Origin of the sequence: Kitasatospora sp. NPDC092948, from assembly GCF_044754805.1 — a bacterium.
Classification (GTDB): Bacteria; Actinomycetota; Actinomycetes; order Streptomycetales; family Streptomycetaceae; genus Kitasatospora.
Genome location: NZ_JBIVPU010000022.1, coordinates 35,746 through 56,526, shown reverse-complemented (window position 1 = coordinate 56,526; position 20,781 = coordinate 35,746). Strand labels below are relative to the sequence as shown.

Annotated in this window: 17 protein-coding genes; 9 read left to right on the top strand and 8 right to left on the bottom strand. The window is 73.0% G+C overall.

The window, feature by feature from the left end; translation table 11 throughout:
- Window positions 1-255: 255 nt before the first annotated feature.
- The 3 genes from ACIQF6_RS34810 to ACIQF6_RS34800 form a co-directional block, all read right to left on the bottom strand.
- On the bottom strand, window positions 256-681 hold the full coding sequence (locus ACIQF6_RS34810; protein ID WP_400902549.1) for a hypothetical protein: 426 nt from the start codon (window positions 679-681) through the stop codon (window positions 256-258).
- 409 nt (window positions 682-1,090) lie between these two features.
- The gene (locus tag ACIQF6_RS34805) at window positions 1,091-2,395 is read right to left on the bottom strand and encodes a globin domain-containing protein (protein WP_400902546.1); all 1,305 of its coding nucleotides are present in this window, start codon (window positions 2,393-2,395) and stop codon (window positions 1,091-1,093) included.
- Window positions 2,396-2,560: 165 nt separating this feature from the next.
- A complete protein-coding gene (locus tag ACIQF6_RS34800) occupies window positions 2,561-2,992 on the bottom strand; it encodes a DoxX family protein (protein ID WP_400902543.1) in 432 nt (143 codons plus the stop codon).
- A 268-nt stretch (window positions 2,993-3,260) separates the two neighbouring features.
- Between ACIQF6_RS34800 and ACIQF6_RS34795 the strand changes: the two genes are divergently transcribed.
- The gene (locus ACIQF6_RS34795; protein ID WP_400902541.1) at window positions 3,261-3,623 is read left to right on the top strand and encodes a hypothetical protein; all 363 of its coding nucleotides are present in this window, start codon (window positions 3,261-3,263) and stop codon (window positions 3,621-3,623) included.
- A gap of 100 nt (window positions 3,624-3,723) precedes the next feature.
- On the opposite strand, the gene ACIQF6_RS34790 is transcribed toward ACIQF6_RS34795, so the two are convergent.
- Both ACIQF6_RS34790 and ACIQF6_RS34785 read right to left on the bottom strand, forming a co-directional pair.
- The gene (locus tag ACIQF6_RS34790; RefSeq protein ID WP_400902539.1) at window positions 3,724-4,947 is read right to left on the bottom strand and encodes a glycosyltransferase; all 1,224 of its coding nucleotides are present in this window, start codon (window positions 4,945-4,947) and stop codon (window positions 3,724-3,726) included.
- A gap of 6 nt (window positions 4,948-4,953) precedes the next feature.
- The gene (locus ACIQF6_RS34785) at window positions 4,954-5,730 is read right to left on the bottom strand and encodes a MerR family transcriptional regulator (RefSeq protein WP_400902585.1); all 777 of its coding nucleotides are present in this window, start codon (window positions 5,728-5,730) and stop codon (window positions 4,954-4,956) included.
- A 371-nt stretch (window positions 5,731-6,101) separates the two neighbouring features.
- Here ACIQF6_RS34785 and ACIQF6_RS34780 point away from each other — a divergent pair, with 371 nt between their 5' ends.
- Window positions 6,102-6,740 carry a hypothetical protein gene (locus tag ACIQF6_RS34780; RefSeq protein ID WP_400902536.1) on the top strand — a complete coding sequence of 213 codons (639 nt, stop codon included), beginning with the start codon at window positions 6,102-6,104 and terminating at the stop codon, window positions 6,738-6,740.
- 132 nt (window positions 6,741-6,872) lie between these two features.
- On the opposite strand, the gene ACIQF6_RS34775 is transcribed toward ACIQF6_RS34780, so the two are convergent.
- On the bottom strand, window positions 6,873-7,427 hold the full coding sequence (locus ACIQF6_RS34775; protein ID WP_400902533.1) for a hypothetical protein: 555 nt from the start codon (window positions 7,425-7,427) through the stop codon (window positions 6,873-6,875).
- A 236-nt stretch (window positions 7,428-7,663) separates the two neighbouring features.
- The gene (locus ACIQF6_RS34770; protein ID WP_400902531.1) at window positions 7,664-8,701 is read right to left on the bottom strand and encodes an aldo/keto reductase; all 1,038 of its coding nucleotides are present in this window, start codon (window positions 8,699-8,701) and stop codon (window positions 7,664-7,666) included.
- A 92-nt stretch (window positions 8,702-8,793) separates the two neighbouring features.
- Between ACIQF6_RS34770 and ACIQF6_RS34765 the strand changes: the two genes are divergently transcribed.
- The 4 genes from ACIQF6_RS34765 (at window position 8,794) to ACIQF6_RS34750 (ending at window position 13,204) form a co-directional block, all read left to right on the top strand.
- The gene (locus tag ACIQF6_RS34765) at window positions 8,794-9,399 is read left to right on the top strand and encodes a TetR/AcrR family transcriptional regulator (protein ID WP_400902528.1); all 606 of its coding nucleotides are present in this window, start codon (window positions 8,794-8,796) and stop codon (window positions 9,397-9,399) included.
- Window positions 9,400-10,126: 727 nt separating this feature from the next.
- Window positions 10,127-10,456 (top strand): hypothetical protein, encoded by a 330-nt coding sequence (locus tag ACIQF6_RS34760; RefSeq protein WP_400902525.1) that lies wholly within the window; start codon window positions 10,127-10,129, stop codon window positions 10,454-10,456.
- A 1-nt stretch (window position 10,457) separates the two neighbouring features.
- On the top strand, window positions 10,458-11,483 hold the full coding sequence (locus ACIQF6_RS34755; RefSeq protein ID WP_400902522.1) for a hypothetical protein: 1,026 nt from the start codon (window positions 10,458-10,460) through the stop codon (window positions 11,481-11,483).
- Window positions 11,480-13,204, top strand: coding sequence for a hypothetical protein (locus ACIQF6_RS34750; RefSeq protein ID WP_400902519.1), 1,725 nt, complete (start codon window positions 11,480-11,482; stop codon window positions 13,202-13,204). The genes ACIQF6_RS34755 and ACIQF6_RS34750 overlap by 4 nt, the downstream gene beginning before the upstream one ends.
- On the opposite strand, the gene ACIQF6_RS34745 is transcribed toward ACIQF6_RS34750, so the two are convergent.
- On the bottom strand, window positions 13,193-14,908 hold the full coding sequence (locus tag ACIQF6_RS34745) for an APC family permease (protein WP_400902516.1): 1,716 nt from the start codon (window positions 14,906-14,908) through the stop codon (window positions 13,193-13,195). The two genes, ACIQF6_RS34750 and ACIQF6_RS34745, sit on opposite strands and share 12 nt — an antisense overlap.
- 688 nt (window positions 14,909-15,596) lie before the next feature.
- Between ACIQF6_RS34745 and ACIQF6_RS34740 the strand changes: the two genes are divergently transcribed.
- From ACIQF6_RS34740 to ACIQF6_RS34730, 3 genes are all read left to right on the top strand, one after another.
- Window positions 15,597-17,501, top strand: coding sequence for an FAD/NAD(P)-binding protein (locus tag ACIQF6_RS34740; protein ID WP_400902513.1), 1,905 nt, complete (start codon window positions 15,597-15,599; stop codon window positions 17,499-17,501).
- Window positions 17,498-18,910: a 3-carboxy-cis,cis-muconate cycloisomerase gene (gene pcaB / locus ACIQF6_RS34735; protein WP_400902510.1), complete on the top strand. Its 1,413-nt coding sequence runs from the start codon at window positions 17,498-17,500 to the stop codon at window positions 18,908-18,910. Before ACIQF6_RS34740 ends, pcaB begins: the two co-directional genes overlap by 4 nt.
- A 489-nt stretch (window positions 18,911-19,399) precedes the next feature.
- Entirely contained in the window at window positions 19,400-20,734 is a 1,335-nt protein-coding gene (locus ACIQF6_RS34730) for a GH1 family beta-glucosidase (RefSeq protein WP_400902508.1), read from the top strand.
- Window positions 20,735-20,781 lie beyond the last annotated feature (47 nt).

The window sequence follows — 20,781 nt, the reverse complement described above, 5'->3', positions numbered from 1 at the left end:
GGGGCGTCGACGGAAGGGCCGGCGGAAGGGCCGGTGGCAGGTCGGCGAGGGGGAAGCGGAAGGGTCGGTGATGGATCGACGGAAGGGCCGGCGGCAGGTCGGCGACGGGTCGACGGAAGGGGGGCGAGGGGGAGGCGGCAGGTCGGCGACGGGGAGGCGGACGGGGAGGCGACGGGGGTCGGCGGCAGCCCTGGGGGAGGGGACGCCGAAGCGCGCCGCAGGCAGGTGGCGGCGCGCCGGGGCGGGCGGACGGGTTCAGGCAGCGACGGGTTGTGCGACGGGCTGCGGGTGGTGGCAGCGAGCATCCGTGCCGTGCAGCGTGCGCAGGCCCGCCATCAGCCGGGCCGGGTCCTGGCGCAGCCACAGCCGGACCGCTGCGCCCAGTGCCGCGCACGGGGTGCCGGGGCGAACGCCGCTCAGGTCCGTCATCCGGTCGGCCAGCGCCGGGAGCAGCTCGGCGAGCTCCGGCGGCAGCCAGACCGTCACCGCGCAGGGCGCGAACCTCCGTAGTTCGTCGGCGAGTTGGGGTGTGCCCCCGGTGAGAACGGAGGGCAGTACGTCCAGCAGGGCGTCCGCCACCACCTCGGACACGTCGCCGCGGTGCCCGTGCGCCAACCGCCGCAGCAACGTCCGATCGGCGGTGGTGAGCCGGACAGCCAGCATGACCTCGTCGGATTCCATCCCTCGGCCTCTCCGGGCACCCACGCCCAACCGACCGGCCCGCCGAGTGCGGACCGGACACAGACAACGCTGACCTGTTGACCTGGGTGTCACTGTCCCCAAGCCGGAAACCGCGGCGGTAGGGCCGAACGGCCCCGTTCGCCGGGGCCTGACGGCGGCGCGGGCGGCGGACGGTCCCGCGCAGCGACGGGCGGAGCGGCCCGCGGGCCGGCCCGCAGACCGGTCGGCCGCCCGGCCCGCAGACCGGTGACTTGGCCGACCGGCGGTACGGCCGACCGGCGATTCGGACGGCCGGTGACTTGGCCGACCGGTGATACGGACGGCCGGTGACTTGGCCGACCGGCGGTACGGGCGACCGGCGATTCCGGTGGCCCCGAGGTTTCGGGTGGCCGGCCGCGGTGGTCGGTGGCTACCGCGAGGCGCCGGTCGAGCCGTCGTAGCGGATCCGGTCGTCCGGCACGCCTGCGTCCAGCAGCATCGAACGCGCGCCGGCGACCATCCCGGACGGCCCGCTGAGCAGTGCCAGCCCCGGCAGGCTCTGGTGGCCGCGGAGCAGTGCGGCCAGCCCCTCCAGGTCCGGGCCGAGCATCGGGGTCAGCTCCAACCAGGAGCGGTTGGCGGCGAGTTCGACCAGCGCCGGCCAGTCGTACAGCTCCTCGCGGCCGCGCGCCGCGACCACCAGCCGCACCCGTCGGCCGCGGGCCCGGTGCGCCGCCGCGAACTCCTCCGCCAGGGCCTTCATCGGCGCCAGCCCCGTGCCGCCGCCGACCAGCAGCAGATCGCGGTGCACGTCCGACCCGTCGAGGTCCAGCGAGAGCGAGCCGCGCGGCGGCCCCACCCGGATCTGGTCGCCGACGCCGGTGCCGTCCACCAGCGCGGCGCTCACCCCGCCCGGCGAGGTCCGGCGGACGTGGAACTCCAGCACCCGGTCCTCGCGCGGCGCGCACGCCACCGAGTACGTCCGCCAGGTGTGCGGCAGCAGCGGCGACTCCAACGCCGCGTACTGGCCTGCCCGGTACGGGTAGGGCTCGCCGGTGCGCACCCGCAGCACCGCCAGGTCGGGGCGACGGCGCTCGTGGCCGATCACCTCGCCGTGCCAGAACGGCGGTTCGGTGGCCGCGCCCTCCGCGCCCGCGACCATCGCCGCCACCGCGAACCGCAGCATCCGCACCCAGGCCGTCTCGACCTGCTCGGTCCACATCCGCCCGCCGCGCACCCGCAGCGCGCTGATCAGGGACTCCTCGAACGCCTCGTAGTGCGCCGGCCACACCCCGAGCTTGCGGTGGTCCGCACCCAACGCCCGCAGCCTGACGCCGAGTTCGGCCGGCCGGTCGAGGTGGTCGATCAGGTGCTGGAACATGTGCGCCAGGTGCTGGCGCTGGAACTCCATCGACTCCGGGAACAGCCGTCGCAGGTACGGCCGCCGGACGAACATCGCGTCGTACAGCACCTCGATCAGGGCGTCGAACGGCAGCAGCGGTGCGAGGTGATGGAGGATCAAGTCCCGGTCGCCGGGTTCCGGCAGCTCCACCGCCGGCCCCTGCGGGGCGGACGACCGCCCGGGCGGGGCGAGGATGCTGCGACGCAGACGCATCGCGTGGTGGCGGGCGAGCAGTCGATCGTACTCCGGGCTGAATGCGTCCTCGTCGTAGGCGCCGGCAGTGGTGGGGGTGGCGGTGCGGGGGCGCGGAGCGCCGCTGCTGATGTACTCCATGAACGCCAGGTTAACCACCCGCGTAGACGAGTTGATCATGGACTGTTCGGCCGTCCGGAACCGGGACGTTCGGCCCTTGACCTGGGACGATGCGCACTGCCAGGGCCCGCCGGCGGCCCCGGGGGAGGCTTTCGGCGGGCCCTGCGCGGGCTGCGTGGGAGGCGGTCAGGCCGCGACGGCGGCCGACGTGCGGCGGCGCAGCAGGGAGCCCAGCGCCAGGCCGCCCGGCCCGACGGCGGCGATCAGCAGGAACGCCCAGCAGAACATGGCGGCCGGCTCGCCGCCGTTCTGGATCGGCCACAGGGCGTGCTCCTGGTGCACGCTGAAGTACGCGTACGCCATCGAGCCCGAGCACACCAGCGCCGCCGGGCGGACCGCGATGCCCGCCAACACCAGGATGCCGCCCGCCAGTTGGATCAGCGCGGCCCACCAGCCCGGCCACTCCCCGACCTGCGGGGCCTTGCCGTGCGGGCCGCCGAGCACCCCGAACAGGGTGGCCGCGCCGTGGCAGGCGAACAGCAGCGAGACGACGATCCGGGCCAGGCCGAGCACCGTGGGGCGGGTGCGATCGGCGAGCCGGGACAGCTCTTCGAACATGTGAAACTCCTCGTGTGGGGACGAGAAACCGATAGTGACCGGGTGCTGGGAGCCCACCGGAACATCGGGGCGGGCCGTCCGGTTCGGACCCGCTCCACTTGTCGAAGCGCCGACAATTCTGACGCGGCGTCAGAGGATCGGCCAAGAGATCCATCCTCTGAGAATCCTCTGAGTTCGGTGGCCGGTATCCGTCGGGTGCGGCCGGCGGGCTTCCCGGCACGGCCCGGAAAGCCGGATCGCTGCGGGGACAGGCCCTACGCTGGGCAGCATGTCGAACCCCGATGGGCTGCTCGTCGACATCGCCGCGATGGTCGAGTCCGAGCACAGCAACCAGATGTCCCTCACGGTGGTCGTCCCCGGCGCCGTGATCACCGGCAGGCTGGCCCCGGTGGCCCTGTGGTGGGAGCGCGTGGCCGACGTCCTCCAGGCCTCCGACCACCTGAAGCCCTTCGCCGCCCTGTTCGCCCCACCCCCCGAAGGCCCCCCGGCCCGCCCCACCCACCTGCACCTGCACCGGGCGAAGATCCTCCAGGGCGATTTCGGCCTCCCGTACACCGGCGGCATGTACCGCATCGCCATCGGCGACATCAGCGCCTGGTCGGTCGGCGACCTCAGCTACTCCGACGGCTGACCTGCACCGGGGCGGCCCCGCCGGACCGCTCTGTCGGTGTCGGTTGCCGGTGGGGCGGCCCGTGGCGGCTCAGGTGCCGGCGGGGCCGGCGTGTGTCGGCTCAGGTGCCGGTGTGTCGCGTCACGCGGGCGACCAGGTCCACCACGCGGCCCGCGCCGTCCTCCTTCGCCATGCGGGCGGCCGCCGCGGCCGCGAACTCGCGGGGGGACGGCTCGGCGACCGCCGACCGGATCGCGGCGGCCAGGCGCTCCGCCGTGAGATCGCCGAACGGGATCGGCGCCACCGCCGCGCCGATCGCCGTCAACCGCCGCGCCCAGAACGGCTGATCAGCCGTCACCGGCACCGGGACGGACGGTGCGCCGGCCCGGAGTGCGGCCGCCGCGGTGCCCGCGCCCGCGTGGTGGACGACGGCCGCCATCCGCGGGAACAGGGCGGCGTGGTCGAGCTGCCCGACCGTCAGTACGTCGGCGCCGTCCGCCGCCAGACCCGCCCAGCCGGCCTGGAGCACCCCCCGCTGCCCGGCCGCCCGCAGCGCCTCCACCGCGATCCGGCCCAGGCGTTCGCCCTGGCCCGCGCCCATGCTGCCGAAGCCGACGAACACCGGCGCCGGTCCGGCCGCGAGGAACTCCTCGACCTCGGCCGGGAGTTCACCCGTCCCGGCCGGCCACCAGTTGCCCACCACGTCCAGCCCCGCCCGCCAGTCCGCCGGGCGGCGCACCAGCGCGGCGCTGAACCCGTGCAGCGCCGGCCACTGCTCGCTCACCAGCCGGCGGCGCATCGCCGGCCCGGACAGCGGCGGCAGATCGAGCCGGGCCCGCAACTCCGCGACGGCATCCCGGTGGAGCCGGTCCACCACCCCCAGCGCGGCCCGCCCCGCCGTCCGGTTCCCCCACCGGCCGAGCGACCTGGCGCCGCCCACCACCGGCCCGAACTCGCCGGTGGGCTCCACCGGTTGGAGATACACCCCCGCACTGGCCACCCCCAGCGCCTCCGCCACGTGCCACCCCAGCGGCGCCGTCGACGTGGACAGCAGCAGCACGTCCGCCCCCGGCTCCGCCACCTCCGCGATCCCGCGCCCCAACTCCCCGACGAACTCCTTCGCCCGGCGCAGCATCCCGCCCTTGCCCCCGGCCTCGTCGGGGCCGTTCCCCCGGGGGTCGCCCGGCAGCGGCCGGAACTCCAGCCCGCACCGCTCCACCATCCCCGCGTAGCTGCCGTGCGTCGCCAGCGCGACCTCGTGCCCCGCCTGCGCCAACCGCACACCGAGCCCCGTGTACGGCGCGACGTCGCCGTGCGACCCCGCCGCCGTGACCAGAATCCGCATCCGTTCTCAACCCTCCATGAGGCGACGGGCGTTGGCCCCGACCGCGGCGTGCAGGAACTGCGCCAGCCCGGGCAACTGCTCGGACGGCGGCACGAGCATCGCGAACGCCCGCGGATCGGTCAGGTAGTCCTCCGCGATCACCCGGTGCACCTCCGGCGGACACGGCGTGAACCACCGCTCCACATGCGCCCGGTGCTGCTCCGCCAGATCCATCGCCCGCTCGTCGTCGGCCGCCCGGCCGTCCTCGAACGCCGCGATCAACTCCCGCCGCCAGGCCGCCGATTCGGCCATCAACTGCCGCCAGTCCTCCTTGCTGTGCCGGGCCGCCCGCGCCATCGACTCCCGCTGCCGCGCACTGTCCGCCCACTTCACCTGCGCGTCCGTCGCATAGCTCAGGTCCCACCGGACCTCGCCGAAGATGTCGAACCGCTCCTCCGGCGAGAGCCGGACGCCCGTCCGTTCCATCTCGATGGCCTGCTCGGCGACCTCCACCATTCGCTGCAACTTGCTGATCTGCTCGTTGAGTTGACGGTGCCGCTCGCGCAACTGGCCGAGCGCGGTGGCGTGCGGGTCGGTCAGGATGCTGCGGATCTCCTCGATCGGGAAGTCGAGCTCCCGGTAGAACAGAATCTGTTGAAGTCGCGCCAAATCCCGGTCGTTGTACCGCCGGTAGCCCGCCGCGCTTCGCTCACTCGGCGAGAGCAGCCCCTCCCGGTCGTAATAGTGCAACGTTCGCACCGTCACCCCCGCGAACCCCGCCACCTGCCCCACCGAATACGTCACGCCGCCCTGCTCAGCCACACCCGATCTCCCTTCCGAACGCCCCCATGCTGAACCCTGACGCCAGGAGAGGGTCAACCACTCGCCGACGCCGATGCCGACGTCGACGCGCGGGCGGTCACCGTGGGCGGGTGCGAGGTGTACGGAGCCCGGATCACCCCCGGCGCCCCGGGCGACCCGTTCGCTACCTGCTGCGGCGGACCGGCGAGCCGGCGGCCCGACCGGCGGCCGAGGCCAGGCAACTCCGGGCCCGAACGCGGTGGTTGGAGGGCGAACGAGCCTCGAGGAGCCCTCACCTGCGCGGGCGTTGCTGTTATGCTCCGCGACCGAATCATCGACGGTCATCGGCGGTTGTCGACAGCTATGGGGGGCTCATGAACGACCGGCTGAACGACCGGCTGAACGACCGGCTGAGCGATCGGCTGAATGACCGGCGAATCCGCAGGCCCGGAGCGGCCGTCCTGGCAGCCGCGGTGATCCTGCTCGGATCCGGCTGCGCCGCCGGGAGCGACCGCGCCCACCCGGTCGGGGTCTCCGCATCGACCCCGTCGGCCAACGGTGCCCCGGCGGAGGGACTCTGCCGCCTCCTCATCACCGCGCAGGACCTGCCGCAGGGATTCAACGGCGCCTTCCCGTCCGTTCCGTGCGAGGACAACCCCAAGATCCTCGGCACCAGCTTCCGAGGCCGGAACGGCGGCCTGGAGACCCTCGACGAGCAACTCCACCGCGAGGAGAGCGCCGAACAGGCCACCGCCGAATTCCCCGACCTGATCAGCGAACTCAACAAGCTGATGGACAACCCGGAGGAACAGGACACGACCGCCTTCCGCGACCTCGGCGACGAAGTGAAGTACTACACGGCACACTTCGGCAACACGTCCTGGAGCAAGCTCTACATCAGGCGCGGAAAGCTCCTCATCCACCTCAGCGTCACCCAGTCCGGCCCCTTCACCGCCACGGACATGCACCTCCTGGCAGCAAAGGCCGTCAAACGGGCCGAGTCCCCGAACTGAGCCGAACCCGACGCACGGGCGCCGACCGGTGGCCGGGCAATCCGCTGGCCGGGCAAGCCGTTGGGCGGGCGGCGACGGCTGGGGGTATGCATCCGTGTCGGGCGTTGGACGGCGGGGTTGTTCAGGAGCCGTTCAGTGGATGAGGCGGAGCACCAGGGTGGAGTCGAGGGCGGTCTTGCCGGCCGGGGCGTCGCAGCCGGGGCCTGTGCTGGTGCCCACGGCCTTGACGGTGTCGGTTGCGAAGTGGTCGCTGTCGGCTGTGACTTCGCCGCTGGCGACCAGGGAGGCGGTGCCGTTCGCCCGGTCGATGTCGGACTTGTCGAAGTGGACGGTGGAGGTGGTTCCGTCGTGCCAGTGGACGGTGGTGGTGGACGGGGCTTCGCGTTCGTGGCCGGTGCACTTCGAGGCCGGCCTGGGGGTGGTTCGTTCGAAGGCGCCGGAGGCCACGGGGGCGCCGGCCGGGTCCACGCAGGTGACGGTTCCGGTCGTCGCCAGGGTGTCGGGGGCCGGGAGCTTGCTGCCGCCGCCCTTGGCGGTGGCGGCGTGGGGCCCGTGGCTGTGCAGGACGCAGGTGGCGTCGGTGGTGGGGACGGAGGGGTGCACGCGGGCGGAGGTGTCGACGATCAGCGGCATCGCGGCGATCAGCGGGGCGGACGCCAGGAGGGTGCCACGGAAAGCGGTCTTCATGGTGGAGATCTCCCGATGTCCCGGTTCGTGCAGTGGCGGATGTGCAGGAACAACGACCTTCGGGGGTAACGGTTTCGGGCATTCCGCCGCCCGGATGAAGCGGCGGGCCCGACGGGTGGAACCCCGGGCGCGCAGGGGCGTCGCCCCTCCGGCGGCCGGGCCGTCGCACCGGCGGGCGACCGCGGAGTCGCTCCCGCCGGCCGTGCCCGGCCCGGCGCGGCTTCCTCCGCCGAACCTCAGCCCGCCAGCGGCGGGTTGAGCCGGGCGAAGCCCTCCTGGCGGCGGTAGGGGTGGTAGGGGTACGGCGCGGTGCGGAGGCTGGCGGCGTCCAGCCGGGCGACCTGGTCCGGCGTCAGTTCCCAGCCGACCGCGTCGAGGTTCTGCCGGAGCTGCTCCTCGTTGCGGGCGCCGATGATGACCGAGGAGACGGTGGGCCGGCGCAGCAGCCAGTTGATCGCGACCTGCGGGACGGTGCGGCCGGTCTCCTCGGCGATCGCGCTCAGCACGTCCACCACGTCGTACAGCAACTCCTCGTCCACCGGCGGGCCGTAGTCCGCAGTGGCGTGCAGGCGGCTGTCGGCGGGGAGCGGGGCGTCGCGGCGGATCCGGCCGGTGAGGCGGCCCCAGCCGAGCGGGCTCCACACCATGGCGCCGACACCCTGGTCGTGGGCGAGCGGCATCAGCTCCCACTCGTAGTCGCGGCCGATCAGGGAGTAGTAGACCTGGTGTGCGACGTAGCGGGGACGGCCGTGCCGGTCGGCGGCGTCCAGTGACTTCATCAGCTCCCAGCCAGCGAAGTTGGAGGCGCCGGTGTAGCGGATCTTCCCGGCGCGCACCAGGTCGTCCAGGGTGGCCAGTACTTCGTCGACCGGCGTGCCGGCGTCGAAGGCGTGCAGCTGGAACAGGTCGATGTAGTCGGTGCCGAGCCGGCGCAGCGCGGCGTCGACGGCGGTGGTGAGCCGGGCCCGGGAGGTGCCGGCGTCCAGCGGGCCGTCACCGGTGGGCAGTCCGGCCTTGGTGGAGATCAGCACCTGGTCGCGGCGGCCCTTGATGGCCTGGCCGAGGACTTCTTCCGACGCGCCGTCGGAGTAGACGTCGGCGGAGTCGAACATGGTCAGCCCGGCGTCGATCGCGATGTCGAGCAGGCGGCGGGCCTCCTGGGCGTCGGTGGTGCCCCAGTTGCTGAACAGCGGACCGCTGCCGCCGAAGGTGCCGGTGCCCAGGGAGAGGGCGGGGACGACGAGGCCGGATGCGCCGAGGCGGCGGTACTCCATGAGGGGTCTCCTTCGCTAACGGGACTGCTGTGCCGTTAAGATGGGAGGACCGTAACACGCCGCACCGCACTAATGGAACAGGAGTCCCGTTAATGGCTTCACCGACCCCCACCGGCATACAGCGACCCGGCGGCCGCACCGCCCGCGTCCGCTCCGCCGTGCTGCGCGCCGCCGAGAACGCGCTCGTCGAGGTCGGCTTCGCCGGGCTCGACCTGGGCGACGTCGCCCGGCGCGCCGAGGTCGGGCGCACCACCGTCTACCGGCGCTGGGGAACCGTCGGCGCACTGCTCGCCGAGGTGCTCGCCGACATGGCCGAACAGTCGCTGCCGCGCGCCCGCACCGGCTCGCTGCACGAGGACCTGCGCGCCAACGCGCGCCTCGTCCAGCGCACCCTGGCCGACCCCCGGCAGGGCGCCCTCTTCCGGGCCGTGCTGGTCGGCGCCGCCTGCGACCCGGCCGCCGCCGAGGCGCTGCACCGCTTCTACCGGGTCCGGGTGGCGGAATGGGCCCCCTGCGTGACCGAGGCCGTCGAACGGGGCGAACTCCCGGCCGGCACCGACCCGTTCGAGGTCGTCCGGGCCGTCTCCGCACCGCTCTACTACCGGATGCTCACCACGGCCGAACCCCTGGACGAGGCCGCCGCCGACCGCGCTGCCGCGGCGGCCGAAGCCGCTGCCCGGGCGGGGGCCTTCCGCTGACCTCGCACGGAGTGCGGACGCTCCCCGGGAGGTGGCACCGCATGGGCAGACGCCCGGCAAGCGGTCGGCCCCCCGGTGGGGACGTCGAGGATCGTCGGCAGTGACATGGCGTGGTGGGTCCTTCCCAACGGCGAAGACCCCCAGCCGGAAGGTGACCCCAGCGGTCTCGTCGTTCACCGGCCGGCGCGCCGCGCGGAAGTGTTCGGCGGGGCTGCCAGGTGGCGAACGGCCCGGTGCGGTTGGGGTCGGTGGTGGGGGAGGGGGCGGTGGGTTGCGGGCGCGGCGGCGTTGCCGGTGCGCGGGTGAGGCAGAGCTTGTTCGGGTGGTGTGGCTCGGGGCGCGCCGGTGGAGTGCGGCCCGGCGTTGCGCGGGTCCAGGAGTGGGGGTGTGGCGGTTTTGCCAGGAGATGTTGTCGGGTCCTGGACATGAAGGAACCGAGGCGGAGGCGGGGCGGTGGAGAGCGCATCGGTGCCCTCGGGCTGCGCCTCGGTCAACAAGCCGACGGCGGCCCGTTCCCGGGGCAGCGGCGAGGGTGACAGGCTGCCCCGCTGCGCGGTCGGCTGAGACGCACGCGGGTGGGGGAGCGGCACCCGCTCGCCCACCCACGCGGCCGGCCCGGCCCGGCCAACCGCCGATTTCGACTGACTGTTCGTCAGTGACTCCCGGGTGTCCGACCGTTGGGCCGGGTACGCTGGGCGCAAGGGTTGGCGGCTGGCTGGGGGCGGGCGTGGGGACCAGGATTTCGGTGTCGCTCAAGGGGTCGCTGGGGCTGGACGACGCGTCCCGGCTGCTGGAGGAGCTGGCTGCGCAGACGGGCCTCGGCTGGCGCGAGGAGCCGGTCGACGAGGGCAAGGTCCTCAGCGGTGGCCTGGTGGAGATCCTGCTGGTGGCCGTCGTGAGCAAGACGGCCGAGCTGGCCTTCGAGGCGGTGCTGGAGCGGGTGAAACAGGTCGTCGAGCGCTGGCGCGAGGAGCGGCTCGACCGGCCGGACGCAGCGGTCGACGTGCAGGCCCTGCCCGACACCGAGGCGACGGGTGCGCAGGAGCGGGACGGCTGAGATGGCCTCCCGGGCGTTGGTGATCGGACCGGGCGAGTACGCCGAGGACTCGGGCCTGCCGGGCCACCCCACGATCCGCGCGAGCGCCCTGATGTACGGGCATGCCCTGGCCGGCGACGCGATGTGGGGCCCGGAGAGCTACCGCGTCCTGGTCGGCGAGCAGGCGCGGACCGCGGACGACGTCATGCGGGCGTTGCAGGGGGCCGCGGACGCGACCGGGCCCGAGGACGTCCTGCTGGTGGTCTACGTCGGCCACGGCCAGTACTGGAGCGACGTGCCGGGCGGCCAGGTCCACTTCTCGGTGGGGTCCTCGTACAAGGACAAGCCGTGGACCTGGCTCTCCAGTTGGTACCTCTACCGCGCCATGCGCAAGGCCAAGGCGCGGCTGAAGGTCCTGATAGCCGACTGCTGCTACTCCAACATGCTGCCGATCCTGAGCGGAGGGGACGAGGCGCCGGTCCTGCCCGGGGTGTTGGGCCGGCGGGACGAGGGCAGCTGCGTCTTCACGGCCGTCAGGAACGTCAGGGCCGCCGACGCCGAGGGCTGTTCGAGCCTGCCCGCACCGCTGGACCGGTGCACACCGTTCAGCGGACACCTGCTGCGCGTCCTGGAGGGCGGCACCAAGGACCACAAGGACCGGCTGACCATCGGCCTGTTGCGCGAGGCGGTGCGGCGGGAGATGGAGGGCTGCGCGCACCAGGCGCCGGGCATGCTGCTCAACGACGCCCGGGACGGCACCCCGCTGTTCACCAACCGGATGGAGCGCCGGCTGCGGGATCAGAGCCAGGTGCCGGCCAGCGCCGAGGACTGGATCCGGCATCTGATGCTCGATCAGGACTACTTGCTCGACGTGCTGTTCGGGGACGAGCGGATGGTCGGGGACATCGTCGGCACGCTGAGCAGGAGGCCCGACGACGCCAGTCAGTCCCTCGCGCGCCACCTCGACGAGAAGGCGAACACGCGGTTCCAGGAGGCCGAGACCTTCGCCCGGTACTGGAACCGGGTGGAGCGGGCGCCGCGCACATGAGCGGCAGTCTGCCGGGCGAGGCCGCCGGGGGCGGCCCGGAGCGCCCCTCGACCCTCGGCTACGGGTGGGTGACCACCTGCTCGATCGAGAGCTTCGTGCGCCGCATGCAGGCCATCCGGCTGGGCGCGGCCAACGACGACGGGGCGCAGCCCGCCACCGCGATCCGCCTCCTGCACGTGTTCGCCGTCAGTCGCTCCATCGACGATCTGCTCACGGCGGCCTCGACGTCGATGCCCGCGGCCGGCCCGGCCCTCCCCGCGCGGGACCGCCTCAACTACTGGGACTCCGTCAACATGCTGGCGACCGCGGCCCTGTGCCGCAGCGCCGAACAGGCGGCGGAGCTCGCGTGCAAGCAGTGGGAGGCCGAGGGGCGCGGCGCAGCGGGGCGGGGTACACCGCTGACCGACGGCATCGTGCACGACGTCGCCTGCCAGCGGACCGCGCCGGACGTCGCTGTCTTCGTCCGGGAGTGCCGGCGGGCTCAGGGGCCGGTGGACAAGACGCTGCGCGTCTTCACCCGGCCGAGCTCCGGACGGACCAATCTCGACAAGGCGCTGCTCTACATCCTGCTGCGCGACCAGGGCTGCGACCCGGAGGCCGGCAAGCTGCTCCTGCAGACCCTGTCCACGATCGACCGGCACGGTTCGACGCAGGCGGCGGACACCGACCCGGCCGAGTTCCACGACCTGGTCGGGGCGCTCTACCAGCTCAGCCCGGCCGAGCAGATCCTGGAGAACTGGGTCGATGCCCAACTGGCCGACCCGGAGCAGGTGATCACGACCAGGCGGATCGTCGCCCGGCTGATCGCCAGCGAGACGGGCAGCCCCGACACCCTGGTCGAACACGTCGGCGCCCGGTTGTCCCGGCATGACATCGTCGAGATATGCGGCCAGTTGGCGACGGAGCGGCCCGAGAAGTGCGACGAGATCCGCCGGCATGCCGCGGCCCGGAGCAGCAACGACGAGCTCGCCGAGCTCGTCATCGCCTGGCACCGCTCCCAGATCCTCACCCGGACCACCAAGGACCTCCTCGCCGACGTCGTCGCCGCCGGAGTCGGAGGGGCCACCGGACCCCGGCCGCGGTCGAGGGTGGCCGACCTGGACAAGGTGTTGGCGAACTTCAACGCCGAGGCGGAGTGCCGGCGACTGCTGTGGATCGCCGCGGCCGAACAGGTCGAGGGTCGCTCGGGGATCGAACTGGCCGAGCTGCTCGGCCGGGTCGAGCGCACCAGCGACCGCTACCGGGTGGCGCGCAGGACCGCGGGCAAGCTCACCGCGCACGTGCTCGGCGACGGTGCCGACCCCGCCCTGTTCGTCGACTACGTCACGAGGCTGCGCGTCGACGGGCGCTCGGACGCTGTCTTCCTCGCCCTCAAGGAGTTGGCCGACCCCTCCGACCCGGGCAGCTGGTCCGAGGGGTCGGCACTGGTCATTGCGGAGATCGCGGTCCGCCTCTACGCCCGGGACGCGGGGCGCGACGGCTGGGACCTGCTGGAGCGCTGCCTGGAGAACGAGCAGCGCATCAGCCACCAGGACGTGGCGGCCGTCGTCGCCCGGCTGCGCGAGCCCGACAGCACGCTGCCGGCGGACCGCAGGCTCTTCCTGCTGCGCGCCACGGTGGGCCGCTGGGCCGACACCCACGCCCGGGAGAACGCGGTCGAGTTGCTGCGGGAGAAGGGTTACGACCCGGAGGCGGCGGAAGTCGTCCGCTCACTTCGTTAGGTCGGGGGCGGGCGTCGGCGCCGGCAGCAGCGGGGCCTCCTGCCCCATGTGCTGGCGCGAGGTCCTGACCAGGATCTCGAAGGCGCCGAGCGCCAGGGCGGCCACCAGCACGCCCACCGCGAACTCCTGGTGCGTCCCGACCGAGGAGTTGCCCAGCAGCGTCAGCAGCATCAGCGCGGCCAGGTAGGCGGTCAGCCAGATCGCCGCCCGGGCCGCCGCGCTGGTGCGCCAGTGGCGCAGAAGCGTGACGTGCTCCTTGGCGTCGTAGATCCGTCCGAGGAACGGGAGTCGGCGCGAGAGGACGGGGAGTATCAGCAGCAGGGCGCTGCCGCCGGCGAGCGAGGCCATGGAGCGCCACATGCTTGCCCAGCCCGCGCCGTAGAGGATCAGCGCGATCAGCGTGAAACTCACCCGGGCCAGCCCCTCGTGGACGGTGCGCCGTCGCAAGGAGTGTCGGCCCAGCTTGCTCCGCAGCGAGACCAGGACCACCCCGGGGAAGGCGTAGATGATCAGCGTCAGGACCCCGGTGACGGCGGTCAGCGGGGCCCAGCTCCCGCCGGCCAGCCACAGCACGATCGCCCCGATGAAGAAGTCGGCCAGCAGGATCAGCCAGTAGACGTCGTAACGCTGTCGCAGCGAGGCCCTGCGGGCGCTCTGCAGGCCCCGGTGCGTGAGGTGGGCCCGGCTGAGCGCGGCGACCTCGCGGGTCACGGCCTGTCCGAAGACGAGGCCGGCGCCGAACGGCGAGGCCACGGCGTCGATCCTGAGCAGCCACCCCAGAACGTTCAGGTCGGCGGCGAACGCGAAGTCGACGAAGGGCGACTCGGACCCGTCCACGGCCTGGTGCGAGGGGGACCCCGGCGGCTGCCAGTGCGTCTGGTACCGGCCGAAGACCACCTGCAGCGCGATGTACAGGGCGGTCGAGCCGACTATCGTCCCGAAGACCGCCCAGCGCAGCCGGGCCGCCTCGCCGATCCCGCGCCGCTTGACGTTCCCGGCGAATTCGAGTGGCGCCTGGAAACCCACGTAGGCGTAGATCACGCCGCTGTTCACCACGGCGGCCAGCACCGCACTGCCGCCGTGCCCGCGGGGATCGGCGGCCGACGGCAGGATGCCGCGCTGCGCGCCGTGGGTGAGCAGCAGCGCGACGGCCAGGACCGGGACGGCGACCTTCGCCAGGGTCAGGGCGGTGGAGAAGCGGAACAGGAGCCGCGGTGCAATCAGGTTGACCGCACATATCAGCACCATGAAGGCCAGCGTGTACCCCCAGCCCACGAGGGTGAGCCGGTGGTCGACGAGCAGCCCGGGGAGCTTCCAGGACAGGCCCTGGGTCATCGCCAGGGCCTCGCTGGCCGAGTTGATCGCGTAGAAGATCCACAGCCCGGCGGCGATCACGGTCGCCACCAGCGGTCCACTGCTCTGCAGGGGCAGGAAGATCAGCCCGCCGGTCTTGGGCGCGGCACTGCTCAGTTCGACCATGACCCAGGCCACCACCAGCATCAGCCCGCCGCCGACCAGCCAAGCCAGCCAGGCGCTGGAACCGGCCTGCTCGTACGCCTTCTGCGCGCCCACCAGCCAGCCCGACCCGAAGACGCCCCCGGCCGCCAGACCGACGAGATGGTAAACAGGCAACCGGCGTTGTTCGTCCTCGTCCTCGATCCGCACCGCCTGTCCGCTGCCGCGCCGCGCCTCGTGGACGCTCACTTGGGCCCTCCCCGGCGTTCACTGTGCTGGCTCCCCCACGCACAGCATCGAAAGGTTACAGAACACGACACGATCCGGGTGATGGTCCGTCAGGAAATTGCTACGCAACGCTCCAACTGCTGGTCCAGCAGGTGCCGTTGTGCGATCCACCCCAGGAGACGCAGATGTGCGGGGCGTCTTGTGCGTATGGCGGCACAGCTCCCACCGCGTCGCTGCTCCCACCGCACCGGCTTCGCTCCCACCGATCGCCTGCAAACGACCTCAGTATCGTCCGGGCAGGTCAAATGCCCTTTCGGGCCGGGAAGTTCACGAGACCGTTGACTCCGTCGTCGATCGCTGGGCAGGATGCCGATCATCCAGGCGGACACGGCCGGAATCACACTCTCTCCACCTGGCCCCTGCAAGGCCTCCGCACCAGATACACAAGGACAGGAGGGAGCCCCGTGGGGAATGTCCGCACGGCTCCGACTGAGCCGGACGTCCGGTCAAGCCGGTCGGTGCTTCTCGGATCGCATCGCATCGGCCCCGCCGACGGGACGCCCGTCACCCGGTGGAAGCTCCCGCAGGACGAGGTCCGCCCGGTCGCCCGCCGACGGCATCCGAGCGGGACTCGGGCCAGTGGCGCCCACCGCACCGGCCGCGGGGTGGGCGGCGCCGTTCGGCCGGGCCGGGCGCGGTGACGCCGGTCATGACGGAGACCCGCATGCGAGTCGCCCTGATAGGCGCGGGCCCCCGCGGTCTGTCCGTACTGGAACGGCTCTGTGCCAACGAGCGGGTCAACCCCTCCCCGCGTCCCCTGACGGTGCATCTGATCGACCCCGACCCGCCCGGGGCGGGCGGGGTCTGGCGCACCGACCAGTCGCGGCATCTGTTGATGAACACCGTGGCGTCCCAGGTCACCGTGTTCACCGACGACAGCGTACGGATCGACGGCCCGGTCGAGCCCGGGCCGAGCCTGTACGAGTGGGCCCGGTCGCCGTACGGGGCCGAGGCCGACGCGCTCGTCGAGGCGGCCGCACTGGGCCCCGACTCCTACCCCACCCGCGCTTTCTACGGGGCATACCTGCGGGCCGTGTTCCAGCGCCTGGTCGAGCGGGCGCCGCAGCATGTCACGGTCCGGGTGCACCGCTCCCGGGCCGTTGCCCTCACCGGAGAGGTGTCCCAGGAGATCCGGCTGGCGGACGGCAGCACGGTCGACGCACTGGACGCCGTGGTGCTGGCCACGGGGCACGGACCGGCCGTACTGGGCCCGGAGGAACAGCAACTTGCCGACACGGCAGCGGCATTGGGGCTCCGCTACCTGCCGCCGGGCAATCCGGCCGACGCCGACCTCAGTGTCATCCGGCCGGGAGAACACGTTCTGGTGCGCGGCCTCGGGCTGAACTTCTTCGACCACCTGGCGCTGCTGACCGAGGGCCGCGGCGGCACCTTCACCCGCGAGGGCGGTCGACTTGTCTACCGTGCCTCCGGCAAGGAGCCTGTGCTGTACGCGAGTTCACGGCGCGGTGTGCCGTACCAGGCGCGTGGCGAGAACCAGAAGGGCGCCTACGGGCGGTACGTGCCGAGGCTGCTCTCGGCCGAGTTCGTCGACGCCCTTCGCCGGCCGGGTACCCCGCTCGACTTCCGTCGCGACCTGTGGCCGCTGATCGCCCGTGAGGTCGAGAGCGTGTACTACGGCGCGCTGCTGGACGTCCGCGACCGCCCGGCCGACCGGGAGCCGTTCACCGAGCTCTACCTGGCTGCCGAACAGCCGGAGCAGCGGGCCGAAATCCTGCACGCGTACGGCATCGACCGGGCGGACCACTGGGACTGGGAACGCCTGGCCCAACCGTGCGCGGGCCGGGAGTTCGGCTACCGGGCGGAGTTCCGGTCCTGGCTGGTGGAGTACCTGTCGCAGGACCTGCGGGAGGCCCGGTCCGGTAACGTCCGGGGCCCGCTGAAGGCCGCGCTGGACGTCCTGCGCGACCTGCGCAACGAGATCCGGCTCGCGGTGGACCACGGCGGCCTGGTCGGCGACTCGCACCGCGAGGACCTGGAGCGCTGGTACACCCCGCTCAACGCGTTCCTGTCGATCGGCCCGCCGGCTGCCCGGATCGAGCAGATGATCGCGCTGATCGAGGCGGGCGTACTCGAACTCACCGGCCCCGGAACCACGGTGGGCGTCGACACCGACCGCCGGGCCTTCGTCGCCCGTTCCGACCGGGTGCCGGGGCCGCCGGTGTCGGCCACGGTGCTGATCGAGGCCCGGCTCCCCGAACCGGACGTGCGCCGGGCCGCCGACCCGTTGCTGCGGCACCTGCTGGACAGCGGCCGGATCGCCCCCTACCGGACGCCGGACGCCGACGGCCACGAGACCGGGGGACTGCACGTGACCGCCCGCCCGTACCGGGTGGTCGACGCCCAAGGGCGTGCGCACCCGCGCCGGTTCGCCTACGGGGTTCCCACCGAGGGAGTGCACTGGGTCACGGCGGCCGGCATCCGTCCCGGGGTGGACTCCGTGACCCTGGGCGACTCGGACGCGATCGCCCGCGCCATACTCGAACTCCGGCCCGCGGAGCGGCCGGAAGCAGTCAGGACAGGAGCCAGCGCATGACACCCGAGACCGCGCCGTCCGACGCGGAGGCCGACACCGGTCTGCTCTCGCCGGTCCGGGCCGGCACCCCGATCGAAGGCGCGGTCGGCGACCGGGCCTGGCTCCAGGCGATGCTGGACGCCGAAGCGGCGCTGGCCCGGACACAGGCCGGACTCGGCGTGGTGCCGCGATCGGCGGCCGAGGCCATCACCGCCCTCGCCCGGGTCGAGAACTTCGACGTGCGGGCGCTCGCTCTGGCCTCCCGGGAGACCGCCAACCCCGTGGTCGGCCTGGTCCGGGCCCTGACCGAGCTGGTGGCGGCCACGCACCCCGAGGCGGCGGAGTACGTCCACTCCGGCTCGACCAGCCAGGACATCCTGGACACCGGGGCGATGCTGGTCGCGGCCCGCGCCCTGCGGATCATCCGGGCGGACCTGGACCGGGTGGCCGAAGCGCTCGCCGCACTGGCCGATGCCCACCGGTCCACACCGATGGCCGGGCGCACCCTCGCCCTCCAGGCGGTGCCGACCACCTTCGGCCTGAAAGCCGCCGGATGGCGGCAGTTGGTGCTGGACGCGAACCACCGGCTGGCGCTGGTCGAGCGGACCGGCCTGCCCGTCTCGCTGGGCGGCGCGGCCGGCACCCTGGCCGGATACCTGGAGAACGCCCGCGCCGCCGGCCCCGCCACCGACGACGACCCGGCTTCCTACCTCGACCGCCTGGTCGACGCCTTCGCCGCCGAGACCGGCCTGGCCCGGCCGGTCCTGCCCTGGCATGCGCTGCGGACCCCCATCGCCGACCTGGCCGCCGCACTCGCGTTCACCGCCGGGGCGCTCGGGAAGATGGCGGTCGACGTACAGGTCCTGACGCGGACCGAGATCGGCGAGGTCGGCGAACGGCCGGTGGCCGGACGCGGCGCCTCCTCCGCCATGCCGCACAAGCAGAACCCGGTGCACTCCACGCTGATCCGCAGCGCCGCACTCCAAGTGCCCGCCCTCGCCACCGGCCTGACGCAGTGCCTGATCACCGAGGACGAACGCTCCGGCGGTGTCTGGCACGCCGAGTGGCAGTTGCTGCGAGAGGCACTCCGGCTCACCGGCGGCGCCGCGCACACCGCGGTGGATCTCGCCGAGGGCCTCCAGGTGCGGCCCGAACGGATGGCGGCCAACCTGGCGCTGACCGGCAGTCAGATCGTCTCCGAACGCGTCTCCGCCGTCCTCACCCCCCTGCTCGGCCGGGCCGCCGCCCGGGCCCTGTCCTCCCGGGCCGCCGCGACCGCCGCGGCCACGGGCCGGGAACTCGCCGAGGTACTCGCCGGACTCCCCGAACTGAAGGACAGGTTCACCCCTGAAGAACTGGCAGCACTGTGCCGCCCCGAGGACTACCTCGGAGTGGCGGAGCCGCTGGTCGACCGGGCACTGCGGCCCTGACCCCGGACCGGGCAGCCCCTTCCCCCGCCCCGCTCTCCGACGGCCCGGCCCCGGACAGAAGGCGCCCGGGGCCGGTGGGGGACGGTGGCTCCACGGCCGCTGTCCTCCGCCACCGACGGTCACCGATCCGGGCCTGCCCGTTGACGCTCGAACCCTGACCGCTGGGGGTCAAGGGGTCGCAGGTTCAGATCCTGCTGCCCCGGCAGAGGCATCGGGAGCCTGCTGGGCCGGAGAGACCCGGATCGGGGGCTCCTTCGTGCTGCGGAGCGGCTCGCGCGACGGCGCGGCCGCCGGGCGGTTCGAGTCGGGATCGGCGGGCTCGGTCGAGCGGAAACCTCATGGCGTGGATCCTTCCGGGGCGTTGGCGGTGCTGGGGTGGCCGTCGGGGTCGGGGGATTGGGCGTTCCTGCCTCTGGATCCGTGGCCGCCGCCTCCATAACATGAGCACCCCTCGCATTTTACGGCTCGTGCTGTGTGGAAGGACTCCCCGTGACGGACCGCCATGACCTGCCCGCCGGCTTTCGCTGGGGCGCTTCCACCGCTGCGTACCAGATCGAGGGTGCGGTCGACGAGGGCGGCCGAGGGCCGTCGATCTGGGACACCTTCTGCGAGCGGCCGGGTGCGGTGAAGAACGGGGACAGCGGGCGGACGGCCTGCGACCACTACCACCGCTGGCCCGAGGACATCGAGCTGATGCGTGAACTCGGGCTCGACACCTACCGGTTCTCGCTCGCCTGGCCGCGGGTCCAGCCCACCGGGCGGGGCGCCGCCAACGCGGCGGGGCTCGACTTCTACGACCGTCTGGTCGACGGGCTCCTCGCGGCCGGCATCACCCCGCTGCCCACCCTGTTCCACTGGGATCTGCCGCAGGCGCTGGAGGACGAGGGCGGCTGGATGCAACGGGAAACCGCTTTCCGTTTCGCCGAGTACGCCGCCCTGGCCGTCGACCGGCTCGGCGACCGGGTTCCCGCCTGGATCACCCTCAACGAGCCGTTCGTGCACCTGGTCTACGGCTATGCCCTGGGCATTCACGCGCCCGGGCGGGCGATGATGCTCGACGCCCTGCCCGCCGCGCACCACCAGCTTCTCGCCCACGGGCTGGCTGCCGCCGACCTGCGCGGCCGCGGCCTCGACGTCCTGATCGCCAACAACCTGACGCCGGTGCGGGCCGCGAGTGAGGACCCCGCCGACCTGGCCGCGGCCGAGGCGTACGACGCGTTGCACAACCGGCTGTTCACGGACCCCCTGCTGCTCGGCCGCTACCCCGATCTGTCCGCGTACGGCGTCGGCCCCGATCTGCACGGCAGCGTCCGCGACGGGGATCTCGCGCTGATCGCGGGCCCCGGCCTCGACGGACTGGGCGTCAACTACTACAACCCGACCCGGATCGCCGCCCCCACCGACCCGGGGCTCCCGTTCGCCGAGGCTCCGGTCGAGGGCGTTCCCCGTACGCACTTCGGCTGGCCGGTGGTCCCGGACGGTCTGCGCGAACTCCTGGTGATCCTCCGGGACCGCTACGGCGCCGCCCTGCCGCCGATCACCGTCACCGAGAGCGGCTGCTCGACCGACGACACCCTCGACGACACCTTCCGCATCGACTACCTCGCCGGCCACCTCGATGCCCTGGCCCGCGCCGCCGCCGACGGCATCGACGTCCGCGGCTACTGCACCTGGTCCCTGCTCGACAACTTCGAATGGGCCGAGGGCTACAGCCAGCGCTTCGGCCTGGTCCACGTCGACTTCGAGACGCAGAAGCGCACCCCGAAGGCCTCGTTCGCCTGGTACCGCGATCTGATCGCCGCTCAGGCGCGGCGCACCGGTTGACGGGAGTGGTGAAGCGCGCCCGGCCCGGGACGACGTCCCGCAGCCGT

Bases quoted from the DNA above. Each gene is read 5' to 3' on its own strand.
- ACIQF6_RS34805 (WP_400902546.1), bottom strand. From the start codon at position 2,395: ATGGAGTACATCAGCAGCGGCGCTCCGCGCCCCCGCACCGCCACCCCC.
- ACIQF6_RS34755 (WP_400902522.1), top strand. From the start codon at position 10,458: ATGGCCTCCCGGGCGTTGGTGATCGGACCGGGCGAGTACGCCGAGGAC.
- pcaB (WP_400902510.1), top strand. From the start codon at position 17,498: ATGACACCCGAGACCGCGCCGTCCGACGCGGAGGCCGACACCGGTCTG.
- ACIQF6_RS34750 (WP_400902519.1), top strand. From the start codon at position 11,480: ATGAGCGGCAGTCTGCCGGGCGAGGCCGCCGGGGGCGGCCCGGAGCGC.
- ACIQF6_RS34790 (WP_400902539.1), bottom strand. From the start codon at position 4,947: ATGCGGATTCTGGTCACGGCGGCGGGGTCGCACGGCGACGTCGCGCCG.
- ACIQF6_RS34795 (WP_400902541.1), top strand. From the start codon at position 3,261: ATGTCGAACCCCGATGGGCTGCTCGTCGACATCGCCGCGATGGTCGAG.
- ACIQF6_RS34780 (WP_400902536.1), top strand. From the start codon at position 6,102: ATGAACGACCGGCTGAACGACCGGCTGAACGACCGGCTGAGCGATCGG.
- ACIQF6_RS34810 (WP_400902549.1), bottom strand. From the start codon at position 681: ATGGAATCCGACGAGGTCATGCTGGCTGTCCGGCTCACCACCGCCGAT.
- ACIQF6_RS34775 (WP_400902533.1), bottom strand. From the start codon at position 7,427: ATGAAGACCGCTTTCCGTGGCACCCTCCTGGCGTCCGCCCCGCTGATC.
- ACIQF6_RS34770 (WP_400902531.1), bottom strand. From the start codon at position 8,701: ATGGAGTACCGCCGCCTCGGCGCATCCGGCCTCGTCGTCCCCGCCCTC.
- ACIQF6_RS34800 (WP_400902543.1), bottom strand. From the start codon at position 2,992: ATGTTCGAAGAGCTGTCCCGGCTCGCCGATCGCACCCGCCCCACGGTG.
- ACIQF6_RS34740 (WP_400902513.1), top strand. From the start codon at position 15,597: ATGACGGAGACCCGCATGCGAGTCGCCCTGATAGGCGCGGGCCCCCGC.
- ACIQF6_RS34765 (WP_400902528.1), top strand. From the start codon at position 8,794: ATGGCTTCACCGACCCCCACCGGCATACAGCGACCCGGCGGCCGCACC.